The organism is Caldisericia bacterium, from assembly GCA_021158845.1.
GTDB lineage: Bacteria > Caldisericota > Caldisericia > B22-G15 > B22-G15 > B22-G15.
This window is the reverse complement of the sequence record JAGGSY010000147.1, coordinates 1-11,825: the sequence shown is the minus strand read 5'-3', so window position 1 is coordinate 11,825 and position 11,825 is coordinate 1. Positions and strand designations below refer to the sequence as shown.

Annotated in this window: 12 protein-coding genes; 11 read left to right on the top strand and 1 reads right to left on the bottom strand. The window is 35.9% G+C overall.

From position 1 onward, the window contains the following. From J7J33_05315 to J7J33_05290, 6 genes are all read left to right on the top strand, one after another. The coding region (locus J7J33_05315) for an RsmD family RNA methyltransferase (protein MCD6168696.1) at positions 1-292 on the top strand (292 nt) is incomplete at its 5' end. Continuing rightward, on the top strand, positions 293-790 hold the full coding sequence (gene coaD, locus J7J33_05310; GenBank protein MCD6168695.1) for a pantetheine-phosphate adenylyltransferase: 498 nt from the start codon (positions 293-295) through the stop codon (positions 788-790). It abuts the gene before it with no gap. Beyond that, positions 768-1,238 (top strand): hypothetical protein, encoded by a 471-nt coding sequence (locus J7J33_05305; GenBank protein MCD6168694.1) that lies wholly within the window; start codon positions 768-770, stop codon positions 1,236-1,238. The genes coaD and J7J33_05305 overlap by 23 nt, the downstream gene beginning before the upstream one ends. Next, complete coding sequence (locus J7J33_05300; protein ID MCD6168693.1) at positions 1,225-1,791, top strand: DUF177 domain-containing protein; 567 nt, start codon at positions 1,225-1,227, stop codon at positions 1,789-1,791. The genes J7J33_05305 and J7J33_05300 overlap by 14 nt, the downstream gene beginning before the upstream one ends. Further along, positions 1,751-2,365: a stage II sporulation protein M gene (locus tag J7J33_05295; protein ID MCD6168692.1), complete on the top strand. Its 615-nt coding sequence runs from the start codon at positions 1,751-1,753 to the stop codon at positions 2,363-2,365. Before J7J33_05300 ends, J7J33_05295 begins: the two co-directional genes overlap by 41 nt. An 11-nt stretch (positions 2,366-2,376) precedes the next feature. Beyond that, positions 2,377-3,054 (top strand): endonuclease, encoded by a 678-nt coding sequence (locus tag J7J33_05290; protein MCD6168691.1) that lies wholly within the window; start codon positions 2,377-2,379, stop codon positions 3,052-3,054. Here J7J33_05290 and dnaX read toward each other — a convergent pair. Then, positions 3,020-4,489 (bottom strand): DNA polymerase III subunit gamma/tau, encoded by a 1,470-nt coding sequence (gene dnaX, locus J7J33_05285; protein MCD6168690.1) that lies wholly within the window; start codon positions 4,487-4,489, stop codon positions 3,020-3,022. The two genes, J7J33_05290 and dnaX, sit on opposite strands and share 35 nt — an antisense overlap. Positions 4,490-4,526: 37 nt before the next feature. Between dnaX and hisC the strand changes: the two genes are divergently transcribed. The 5 genes from hisC to dnaE form a co-directional block, all read left to right on the top strand. Further along, complete coding sequence (hisC, locus tag J7J33_05280; protein ID MCD6168689.1) at positions 4,527-5,543, top strand: histidinol-phosphate transaminase; 1,017 nt, start codon at positions 4,527-4,529, stop codon at positions 5,541-5,543. 134 nt (positions 5,544-5,677) lie between these two features. Beyond that, positions 5,678-6,559: a BON domain-containing protein gene (locus tag J7J33_05275; GenBank protein ID MCD6168688.1), complete on the top strand. Its 882-nt coding sequence runs from the start codon at positions 5,678-5,680 to the stop codon at positions 6,557-6,559. After that, a complete protein-coding gene (locus tag J7J33_05270; GenBank protein MCD6168687.1) occupies positions 6,559-8,148 on the top strand; it encodes an arginine--tRNA ligase in 1,590 nt (529 codons plus the stop codon). The genes J7J33_05275 and J7J33_05270 overlap by 1 nt, the downstream gene beginning before the upstream one ends. A gap of 8 nt (positions 8,149-8,156) precedes the next feature. Next, on the top strand, positions 8,157-9,554 hold the full coding sequence (gatB, locus tag J7J33_05265) for an Asp-tRNA(Asn)/Glu-tRNA(Gln) amidotransferase subunit GatB (GenBank protein ID MCD6168686.1): 1,398 nt from the start codon (positions 8,157-8,159) through the stop codon (positions 9,552-9,554). Further along, a partial coding sequence (gene dnaE / locus J7J33_05260) for a DNA polymerase III subunit alpha (GenBank protein MCD6168685.1) occupies positions 9,551-11,825 on the top strand: 2,275 nt, incomplete at its 3' end. The genes gatB and dnaE, both read left to right, overlap by 4 nt.

Below are 11,825 nucleotides of genomic sequence, written 5' to 3'. Positions count from 1 at the left end.
TCTCTCCATTGTAAAGGTTGATAAAGAGAAATTCAAAGTATTTAAGATGGATGTGTTTAAATTTCTAAAACTTAACTTAAATCCAAAACCAGATTTTATTTTCCTTGATCCCCCATATGGAAGGAATCTTGGAAAGAAAGCACTTGAAATTCTTTCAAATAGTAATATCATTAAAGATGAAACAATTATTATTTATGAGCACTCTAAGAGAGAAGAAATTGAATACTGTTTTTTAAGATATAAGACATTGAGGATTGGTGAAACTTTTATTGATTTTTTAAGGAGAGGTTGAATGGAAAAAATTGCAGTTTATCCTGGAAGTTTTGATCCCCCAACTCTTGGTCATCTTGATGTTATAAAAAGAGGTCTAAAGATTTTTGATAAAATAATTGTTCTTATTGCAGAGAGTGAGAGTAAAAGGTATCTGTTTACCATGGAGGAGAGAAAGAGAATGGTTATAGAGATGACAAAGAATATTCCTCGTGTGGAGGTTGATTCTCTAAGAGGACTTCTTGTTGATTATTTAAAAAGGAAGGGGCTCAGGATTGTCTTGAGAGGTTTGAGAGTTACATCAGACTTTGATTATGAATTTCAGATGTCTTCTGCAAATAGACTCTTGTATCCAGAAATGGAAACGGTATGCATAATGAGTGATGTAAGATATACACTTATATCCTCAAGTCTTGTGAGGGATATAATTGCCAACAATGGAAATATTGAGAAGTTTGTAACTCCAGAGGTTAAAAAAATGATAGAGGAGATAAAGAATGAATGTAATAGCTCTACTTAAGAATCTTAAGAGTGTTGTGAAAAAAGGGAAGCCAGTCCCCTTTTCCAACATGATTATGGTGGATGAGAAGAGGATAATATCCATTATTGATGAGATTGAGAAGTCTTTTCCTGTTGAGTTTGAAAAGGCAAAAAACATTTTAAAGGAGAAAGAGGAGATTATCAGTAATGCGAAGGAGAGAGCTAAAAGGATTGTAGAAAGCGCAGAGGATGATAAGAAGAAACTCATATTAAAATCAGAGATATATCTTGAGGCTAAGGAGGAGGCAGATAGAATCCTAAAGGAAGCGAGAGAAGAGGCAGAAAAGATGAGAGAGGATGCAAAGAATTTCGTTAGAGAGCTTCTGTTAAAGACAGATACATATCTTCTTAAGGCAAGAAAGATTATAGATGAGGGAATAGAGGCTCTTTCAGAGGAATCAACAGGAGAAGATATTGATCAGTATTAGAGACTTAAAGAGACAAACTGGTTTAAAGAAGGAAGTTTCTCTAAAATTTAAATTTAAAGAGATAGGTGGTGTAGAGGTCCTCTCGCCAGTAGAAGCTGATCTTGTGATAGAGAATAGAGGTGTTGGTTTTAAAATAACAGGTACATACAGAGTGAAATTGAAGTTAAGATGCAGGCGATGCCTTGAATTCTTTGATTATGAACTAACAGGAACCATAGACGAGATGTACACAAAAAAACCCTATCATTTTGATGAGAAGATTAAGTTAACCAAGGAGGAGCTATCAACATTTTACTACCATGGAGATGAGATAAATGTAAGAGAGATGATAAGACAGAATATTCTTGTATCCATCCCTCCCTACCCTCTATGTAAGCCTGATTGCAAGGGCTTGTGTCCTGTCTGTGGAAAGAACCTAAACTATGGAGAATGTGAACATGTAAAGGAAAAGAAAGAGGAGATAGAGGAGAATCCTTTTTACAGATTGTATGTTAGACTCATGGAGGAGAAGTATGGAAAAGGTATTAAAGGACATAAAAGAGAGAAGAGATGAGATATTAAAGTTTCTTATAAGATTCTTGATAGCTTTTGTTTTGGGCTTTTTTATCGTATTCTTTGCAAAGGAGTTTCTTGTAAAACAGGGAATTATATCGCCAGATACACTCTTTAAGATTCTTCCAAAGATTAGAGAGTATCTTGAGCCAATTCTAAAATTCATGAAGAAATCTCTTGTTGAGAAAATCATTTTTATTTTTCTTAACAATCTGAGAGTTGTGGCGATTGCTGGAATTTTAAGTTTTATAACCTTTGGTGTCTTCTCTGAAATTGTTGTATATGTCAATGGGATTATAGTAGGTATTGTTGTTGCACTTTTCTCATATCTTCCAAATGTTAGTGGATTCAAGGTCTTTGTGACAGGAATTCTTCCACATGGTGTTTTTGAAATATCAGCTCTTATCTTATCCCTTTCCTTCGCACATCGCCTCTCTCCCACAAGGAAGGGTGTTTCTGAGTTTATCCCTTATCTTCGTTCCTATATTATAGTTATCCCCCTTCTTCTTATAGCAGCGATAATAGAGATTACCATAACACCAAGAATTATGGCGATTCCTGGAGGTATTCCCTGAATAGAAGAAAGATACTTGAGTCTGTATTTTCTGTTCTCTACAGACATTTTGGACACCTTGATTGGTGGGTAGATGTAGATCCATTTGAGATTTGTGTTGGTGTAATTCTAACCCAGGGAACAAACTGGAGGAATGTGGAGAAATCCATCTTAAATTTAAAGAAGAGAGGTTTTTTAAATCCACAGAAAATTGCTTCCCTTGATGAAGAGACTCTTTTCAGCCTCATCAAGCCATCTGGTTTCTTTAAGGTTAAAGCCAAGAGGTTAAAGAATTTTGTGCAATTTCTAATGTCAGAGTATGGTGGTGACATAGGGAAGATGGCTCTGGAGGAGACTCATACTTTAAGGAAAAAACTATTAGGCATTAAAGGAATTGGTAAGGAGAGTGCTGATTCCATCCTCCTCTATGGATTTAATAAACCAAGTATGGTGGTTGATGAGTACACAAGAAGAACACTTGCAAGGATTGGTTTAATAAAGGGAGATGAAGGATACGATGAGATAAAAGAATTTCTTGAGAAGAATCTTGGAAAAAGTGTTCAAATGTATAGGGTCTTTCATGCCCTTATAGTTGAATTGGCAAAGATGTATTGTAAGAAGAAAGATCCTTTATGTATATCATGCCCCCTAAGCAAGGGATACTGCAAGTTCTATGCTAATCTTCTTCAAAGGAATCTTCAATCTTTTTAATCTTTCCCTTGAAATACTTTAAAACCTTTTTTATCTCAGGAAGATTCAACAGTTCCTCCTCTTTTTTTCTGTAAGATTCCTCCTCCTCAAGGCTAAATACAAGTTCAAAGTCTCTTAATCCGAGTTCTTTAAGTATCTCCTTTAAAGTCTCCATTTTCTCCTCTGTTTTGTCTCTGTGAAATTTATAGTTGTAGGGAAATTCAACTTTTATTGCACTTCCCTCTATTCCTTTAAATTTAGCTGGTCTCATAAGCATGTATAGAGGCTCATCTTTCTTTTTTATCATGTTCAAAAATTCTTCCCACACAAAGGATGTTTCTTCTTTCTCTGTTTTTTCTACCTTTTCCTTTTCTAAAGTCGGCTTTATCTTAAAGGTTCTTTCCCTGGCAAATAATTTTAATATAAGCTTCTCAATCTTTATCTCAAGAAGAAGTCTTGGATAATCAGAGTACCTTAACTCAGGAAGTATATCCATGAAATTTTCAATTATGCTCACAAGCTCACTTCTTCTAAAGTACTTCGCCTCCTCCATGTCTTTACCAAACACTTTAGCCATAAGGAGTTTTCTTCCATAGTTTATTAAGTCTAAAAGGATCTGTTTTACCTCCTTTCCTGAATCTATAACATTTCCTATCAGAGATAGGACAGTTGTGTCATCGCCATTTCTCATGGATGTATAAAATTTTTTAAGCCATGATTCCTCAGTTTCCCCCAATAGTTCCTTTAAATCTTTCAGGGTTATTCTATCTCCAGAGTAGAGAATCAACTGTTCAAGAATGGAAAGAAGGTCCCTTAGAGAACCATACGAAGCCTCCGCAACCTTTCTTATAACATCCTCCTCTGCCTCAACTCCCTCCTTTGATAATATCTCTCTTGCTGTCTCCATCAGATTCTTTATACCTATTCTCTTAAAGTTAAATCTTATACATCTTGAGAGGATTGTATTTGGCACCTTCTGAGGATCTGTGGTTGCGAGAATAAAGACAGCGTGTGGAGGCGGTTCCTCCAGTGTTTTTAAAAGGGCATTAAAAGCTTCCTGTGTCAGCATATGAACCTCATCTATTATAAATACTCTGTATCTACCCATAGATGGAGAAAGATTAATTCTTTCTTTTAAATTCCTTATTTCATCTATGCCTCTGTTGGATGCTGCATCTATCTCAATAACATCCATATGGGTTCCATTCATTATACTTATGCAGTTCTTACACTTATCACATGGATAAGGAGTGATTCCTTTTTCACAGTTGAGTCCCTTGGCAAATATTCTTGCAGTTGTTGTTTTTCCAGTGCCCCTTGGACCTGAAAATAGATAGGCATGAGACACCCTCTTCTCTTTAAGAGAATTTACAAGGGTTTTTATTATGTGTTCCTGCCCTTTTATTTCCTCAAACTGTTTTGGTCTATACTTCCTGTAAAGTGTGAGATATCCCATTTATTGAATTATATCATCTGTTATAATTAATTCTGGTATGATTCCAGAGAGAATAAAAAAACTTGAAGCTTACAGATTTCCTGAATTTAGGAAGGATAGATTGAATCTCAACGAGAATCCGTTTCCCCTACCAGAGGTTGTTCTCTCTGAATTTAAAGAGAGGATTGATGGAGATGATATAAGGTTCTATCATTCACCCATAGACAACGCTTTCATCTCTGCACTTACTGAATATACAGGGTTTGATGGTAAAAATATTTCTCTCCTTAACGGGGCAGACGAAGGAATCTATTTTCTTATAAGCATGTTTGGTAGAGAAGGTTTTGACATTGTATCTTTCACTCCATCTTACAAATGCTACAAGGAATTTTCACTAATGCTTGGAGCTAATTTTATTGAGATACCTCTTTCAAATGATTTCTCTATAGATATGGAAAGAACGCTAAATGTTATAAAGGATAGAAGAGTACTCTTCTTTATACCCAATCCAAACAATCCTACTGGGAATCTCTTTGCAAGGGACAAACTTATTAAAATCATTAAAGAGGTTAAAGGATTTGTTGTCATAGATGAGGCATATTTTGAATTTAGTAAAACCACTCTTTCGCCATTAATTAATGAGTTTAATAATCTCATAATTCTTAGAACCTTCTCAAAGTCCTTTTCCCTTGCTGGAGAAAGAATTGGATACCTAATTTCCAATGAGGATTTTGTATTCCACTTCAATGGTTTCAAAAATCCATACAACTTTCCCTATCTCTCCATGCTTATAGGTAGCATTGTTCTTAAGCATAAGGATATATTCTTTGAAAGAATTCAATGGATAGAGTCTGAGAGAGAAAGGGTATTCAATGAATTAAAGAAAATTCCTTGGTTAAAGGTCTTTCCATCCAGAACTAACTTCCTTCTTTTCTTTGTAAAAGATTATAAAAAGTTAAGGGATAAATTAATTGAAGAGAGAATTTCTATCCTTGATTTAGGTAAAGGCTGGTTTAGATTGTCCATTGGGAGAAGAGAGTTAAACGATAAAGTTTTAAACATTATTAAAAAATAAAAATACAATACATAAAAATTCTAAATCCCATATTTTAAGTATAACACATTTGAAATGATACAATTTCTGAACTTGTTTGAGAGAGACAATTTTTATATAATGAAATTAGAAAAGTTCTAAGGAGGAGAAAAATAATGAAAGAGGAACGCTTTCTTCCTACAAAGGGAAAGATGGCGGAAGACAGAAGAATATTAAAGAGGGTGGAGAACCTGTTTAAAAGGGATGAGGAATTAAAAAACGAAAAGATTGATATATCAGTTGTTTCAGGAAAAGTCTTTTTAGACGGAGAGGTGAGAGATAAAACCCTTATAAAAAGAGCAGAGAAACTTGTAAGATCTATAAAAGGAGTGAAAAAGATTGTAAATTCACTTTCAGTTCCAGTGAGAAGGAGTGTTTCTGATGAAGATATTGAGGATGCAGCAAATAGAATAATAAAGGATAGAGACCTATCTGTAAGTGTGAGTGTAAGGAATGGCATTTTAAAAATATTTGGTTCTGTTCCAACTCTAAAAGAGAAGAAAACCATAGAGACCTATTTTAAATCACTTCCCGTAAAGAGAATAGAGAACCAGATCAAGATTGAACCTCCATTTCCAGTTAATGATTTTGCTCTGGAGAGCATGCTTTTTGATGCTTTAAGGGAACTCAAGATTTTTCATTTGAGGGTAAAAGTCCTCAACAAGATTGCCTATATAAAGGGAAATGTCGAGAGTGAGGAGGAGAAAAAAGCTGCAGTTGATAAAGCGTCAGAGGTTCCTGGAGTTCTTGGTGTTGTAAATGGAATTGTTTCAAGAGGGGAGAAAAGTAAAGATACAGAGATAGAGAATAAAATTTCAGAGATTCTCAAGGATAGAATGTTTGTAAAAGACAATATTTCATTTTTCTCAATTGGGGGAGTTGTCTTTCTTGAGGGTGAGGTAACAAATCCCTCTTCCCTCTATGCAATAGAGGAAAAAGTTGGTAAAATTTCAGGTGTTAGAAAGGTAATAAACAGATTGATTGGAGTGATAAGGTAGTGGTATTAAAGAGTATTCTCTTAACAGAGGTAGAGAAGGTGTTAGGGGAGAAACCTCCCCTTTCTCTTTACATTCCAAAAAACAAAAAGTATGGAGATATCTCCTCCAATTTTCTTATAAAGTTTGATGATAGTGTAAAGGAGAGAGTTTTAGAAGTCTTTAGGGAAAATAGGTATTTTGATAAAGTTGAACTTATTCCACCCGGATTTCTCAACATGCACTTTTCATCAAAGTTCTATAAGGATTTTATTCTTGATCTATTCTCAAAGAAGGAAGATTATTTAAGGAATCTCTCTTCGGATAAGAAGAAAATTCAGGTTGAATTTGTATCTGCAAATCCTACAGGTCCCTTGACTCTTGGGAATGGAAGAAATGCAGTTATTGGTGATACACTGGCAAATATACTCTCCTATGTTGGCTATGATGTCCAAAGAGAGTACTATTTAAACGATGCTGGTAGAAAAATTGAACTTCTAAAAGAGTCTGTCTGGGCAAGGATTATGGAGATTAAAGGAAGGGATTATCAATTTCCTGAAGATGGATACAGGGGAAAGTATGTTTATGAAATTGCAGAAAGGATTATTGAAGAGTTTAAGGGAAGGCAACTTGATAAGGAAGAGGTTGGTGAGAGGGCACTACAGATTATAATTGAGTCCATAAAGGAGGACCTCTCTCTATTTGGAGTGGAATTTGACAATTGGTTTTCTGAAAGGAAGATGAGAGAGAGGGGAGAAGTTGAGGAGGTTCTTAACTTTCTTAAAGATAAGGGATTGATTTATGAAAAAGAGGGAGCTTTATGGTTTAAATCAACAGAGTTTGGAGATGAAAAGGATAGGGTTCTTGTAAAATCATCTGGTGATTATACCTATACCCTTACAGATATAGCATACCATGTTAACAAATGGAAAAGGGGATTTGATAGAGTTATAGATGTATGGGGGTGGGATCACATAGGGCATGTTGATCCATTGAAGTGGGCTTTAAAACCCTTTGGTATACCTGAAGATTTTCTCTATGTAATTCTCTACCACATTGTTCATCTTGTAGAGGGTGGAAAAGAGGTGAAGATGAGTAAGACAAAGGGAGAGTTTGTTACCTTAAGAGAGCTTGTGGAAGATATTGGTAAGGATACAGTTAGATTTATGTTTCTTGCAAGGTCTCCCTCTACACCTCTTAAATTTGACCTTGAGGTTGCAAGAAAAAAGAGCTTGGAGAATCCTGTTTATTACATTCAGTATGCTTATACAAGAACAAGAGCTATAGAGAGAAAAAGGGTTGAAAGGAATATTCCATTTCCAGACATAAAGAATGTGAATTTCAATTTTTCTGGTATAGAAAGGGAGATAATGAATAAGATAGTTATCTTTGAGGAAACCCTTTCTTCAAGCGCAAAAAATTACTCTCCTCATCTTCTTCCATTCTTTGCCCTTGAACTTTCCAAACTCTTTCATTCCTTCTACCATGATCTTCCCGTTTTAACAGAGGATGAGGAGATTAGAGATAGAAGGATTGTTGTTGTAAAAAGTGTGGAGATTTTACTCAGATTAATTTTAAGACTCATGGGAGTCTCTACTCCTGAAAGGATGTGAGGTGAGATATGAGACCAATAATAGGTCTTGAGGTGCATACTCAGTTAAATACAGAGACAAAGATGTTTTGTAGGTGTAAGATTGATTTTTCCTCTCCTCCAAATACAAATATATGTCCTGTTTGTCTTGGTCTTCCAGGAACACTTCCATCTCTCAATGAAAAGGCTGTAGAGTATGCTCTAAAGATTGGTCATGCCCTAAACTGTAAAATTTCAAAGACATCTCTATTTCACAGAAAAAACTATTTCTATCCAGATCTTCCAAAGGGTTATCAGATCTCTCAATATGATATTCCTCTTGCAAAGGAAGGATACCTTGTCTTACCAAAGAGTGGGAAAAAGATAAGGATTATAAGGGCGCACATTGAGGAGGATGCAGGAAAGTTAATTCATCCTGAGGATATAGTGGAGGCAAATTACTCCTATGTGGATTACAATAGAGCAGGTGTTCCTCTTGTGGAAATTGTGAGTTATCCTGACATAGAAAGTCCAGATGAGGCAGTGGAGTATCTAATGGAGTTAAGACTAATACTTATATATCTTGGTGTATCCACTGGAAACATGGAGGAGGGAGCCTTAAGGTGTGATGCCAATGTCTCCATTGAGGGTCATCCAAGATGTGAAGTTAAGAATATGAATTCATTTAAAAGTGTAAAGAGAGCTTTGGAGTATGAGATAGAGAGACAGATGAAGATTATCAAAGAGGGTGGAGAGGTTGTTCAGGAGACAAGACACTTTAATGAGTCTGATGGAAAGACATACTCCATGAGGGGGAAAGAGGAAGCAGAGGATTACAGGTATTTCCCTGATCCAGACCTCCCTCCCCTTGTGCTTACAGATGAAATTATTAAAAGGACAAAAGAGGAGATAGGCGAGTTACCAAATGATGTGAGAAAAAGATTGAAGGAACTTTCTCTCTCAGAAAAGGAAGTTGAAACCCTTGTAGGAAACATCTATTTAAAGGACTTTTACTTTGAGTCACTCAAGGTATTTAACAATCCAAAGGCAATAAGTAACTGGCTTCTTACAGAGGTTTTAGGAGTTATGAATGAGAAGGGTCTTAAAGAACTACCATTTACCCCAAAAGATTTTGCAAGCTCTGTAAAGATGTTTTCTGAGGGAAAGATATCTTCCAAGATACTTAAAAAAATTATAAAGAAATTATTTGAGGGTAAAAAGTTTAAAGAGATAATTGAGAAGGAAAATATTCTTCCTATAACCTCAAAAGAAGAGATAAGAAAATTTGTTTTAGAGGTTTTGAAAGAGAACGAGAAGGTTGTTAATGACTATAAAAGAGGAAAAGAGAATGCTCTAACATTTCTCATTGGTCAGGTTATGAGGAAGACAAAGGGAAGAGCAGATCCAAAGATCCTAAGAGAGGTGCTTTTAGAGGAGCTTAAGAGATGAGTTTTATTCATCTCCATGTTCACAGCGAATACTCAATTCTTGATGGATTTTTAAGAATAGATGATCTCGTAAAGAGAGTTAAAGAGTTTAAAATGCCAGCAGTGGCACTCACAGATCATGGAGGAATGTATGGAGTAATACCTTTTTACAAGAAAGCAAAGAAGGAGGGGATAAAACCTATAATAGGTGTTGAGATGTACTTTTCCCCTACTTCAAGATTTGATAAAAAGGGAAAGAAAGATGCTGTAAACTACCACATACTTCTCCTTGCAAAGAATTTTAAAGGCTATCAGAATCTCACAAGGCTTGTATCCGTTGGACACCTTGAGGGTTTTTACTATAAGCCAAGGATAGACATGGAGGTCTTGAAAAAGTACAGCGAGGGATTGATTGTTGGAACTTCGTGTCTTAAAGGGGAGATACCTTCCCTAATTCTATCTGGTCAATATGAGAGAGCAAAGGAGAGGGTCTATGAATTTAAAGGGATCTTTGGAGATGATTTTTACATAGAGCTTCAAAATCACCGCCTTCCCGAAGAGGAGAAGGTTATTCCTGAACTCCTCCGCCTTGCCAGGGAGACAGATACAAAATACTTTGCATCAAACGATGTCCATTATCTTAAAAAGGAGGATGCAAAGGCACATGGAATACTTCTATGTATTCAAACTCAGACAACTATAAGCAATCCTGATAGACTTAAGTTTCAAACTGATGAATTTTACCTCAAATCCTTTGAGGAGATGTGGGAATTGTTTAAGGAAATACCAGATGCCATTCATACCACCATGGAAATTGCTGAAAAGTGTGAGGTTGAAATACCTCTTGGAAAATCAAGACTACCAAAGTTTCCACTTCCAGAGGGAGAGGATGCCTTTTCTGTTTTAAAAAGAAAGTGTGAGGAGGGAATTATAAAGAGGTTTGGAAAAGAGACTCCAAGAGTAAGAGAGAGACTTATAAAGGAACTTTCCGTTATAAAGGAGATGGGATTTTCAGACTATTTCCTTATTGTTTCAGATTTTGTCTCCTTTGCAAAGCGTAAAGGTATAAGAGTTGGTCCTGGAAGGGGAAGTGCGGCAGGAAGTCTTGTTTCATACTTACTTGGAATAACAGAGATAAATCCACTTCAGTACAATCTTCTCTTTGAGAGATTCCTTAATCCTCAAAGAATTTCTCTTCCAGATATTGATATTGACTTTTCTGATGAGAGAAGAGATGAGGTTATTGAGTATGTGAGAAAGAAGTATGGAGAGGATAGAGTTGCTCAGATTGCCACCTTTGGAAGGATGGAAGCAAGGGGGGTAATAAGAGATGTTGGCAGAGTTCTTGGATACTCTGCCAAGGAAATGGACAGAATTGCAAAACTCATACCATTTGGAATGAATTTTAACGATGCTTTGATCAATGAACCACTTTTAAAGAAGGAAATGGAGAGTGACGAGAACAAAAGAGAACTCTTTGAACTATCCATGAAGCTTGAAGGGCTTATAAGGAACTTCTCCACCCATGCAGCAGGAATTGTGATAGGTGATACACCACTGTCAGATCTTGTTCCACTTCAGTTTACAAAGGATAAGAGTATCACAACTCAATATGACAAAGATGTTTTAGAGGAAATGGGATTACTTAAGATGGACTTTCTTGGTTTAAGAACACTTACTGTTATTGAGAATACTTTAACTCTTATAAATAGAGAGAGGGAAGAAAAATTTGAGATAGAAAAAATTCCCCTTGATGACGAAAAGACCTTTTCCCTTTTAAGGGAGGGCAAAACCATTGGTGTTTTTCAGCTTGAATCTCCCGGGATGAGAAGGGTTCTTACAGGGGTTAAACCAACAACCATGGAAGATATTATTGCAGTTCTTTCTCTCTACAGACCAGGAACCATTAAGTCAGGTCAGGTTGATGAATTTATAAAGAGAAAACACGGAGTTATAAGTTATACCCCCATTCATCCTTTACTTGATGAGATCTTGAAACCAACATACGGAATTATAGTTTATCAGGAGCAGGTCATGCAGGTTGCACAGAAACTTGCAGGTTATTCTCTTGCTGAAGCGGATCTTTTAAGAAAAGCAATGGGGAAGAAGAAAAAAGATATTATGTTAAAACTAAGGGATGATTTTATAAATAGATGTGTAAACAATGGGATTGAAAGGGAGATAGCTGAAAGAGTCTTCAACACCATAGAGAAATTTGCCGAATACGGCTTTAATAAATCTCACAGCACTGCTTATGCTACAATATCTTATCAAACTGCATACCTTAAGGCAC

Coding starts and splice junctions, on each gene's coding strand:
- coaD (MCD6168695.1), top strand. CDS start 293: ATGGAAAAAATTGCAGTTTATCCTGGAAGTTTTGATCCCCCAACTCTT.
- J7J33_05275 (MCD6168688.1), top strand. CDS start 5,678: ATGAAAGAGGAACGCTTTCTTCCTACAAAGGGAAAGATGGCGGAAGAC.
- dnaX (MCD6168690.1), bottom strand. CDS start 4,489: ATGGGATATCTCACACTTTACAGGAAGTATAGACCAAAACAGTTTGAG.
- J7J33_05305 (MCD6168694.1), top strand. CDS start 768: ATGAATGTAATAGCTCTACTTAAGAATCTTAAGAGTGTTGTGAAAAAA.
- J7J33_05295 (MCD6168692.1), top strand. CDS start 1,751: ATGGAAAAGGTATTAAAGGACATAAAAGAGAGAAGAGATGAGATATTA.
- gatB (MCD6168686.1), top strand. CDS start 8,157: ATGAGACCAATAATAGGTCTTGAGGTGCATACTCAGTTAAATACAGAG.
- hisC (MCD6168689.1), top strand. CDS start 4,527: ATGATTCCAGAGAGAATAAAAAAACTTGAAGCTTACAGATTTCCTGAA.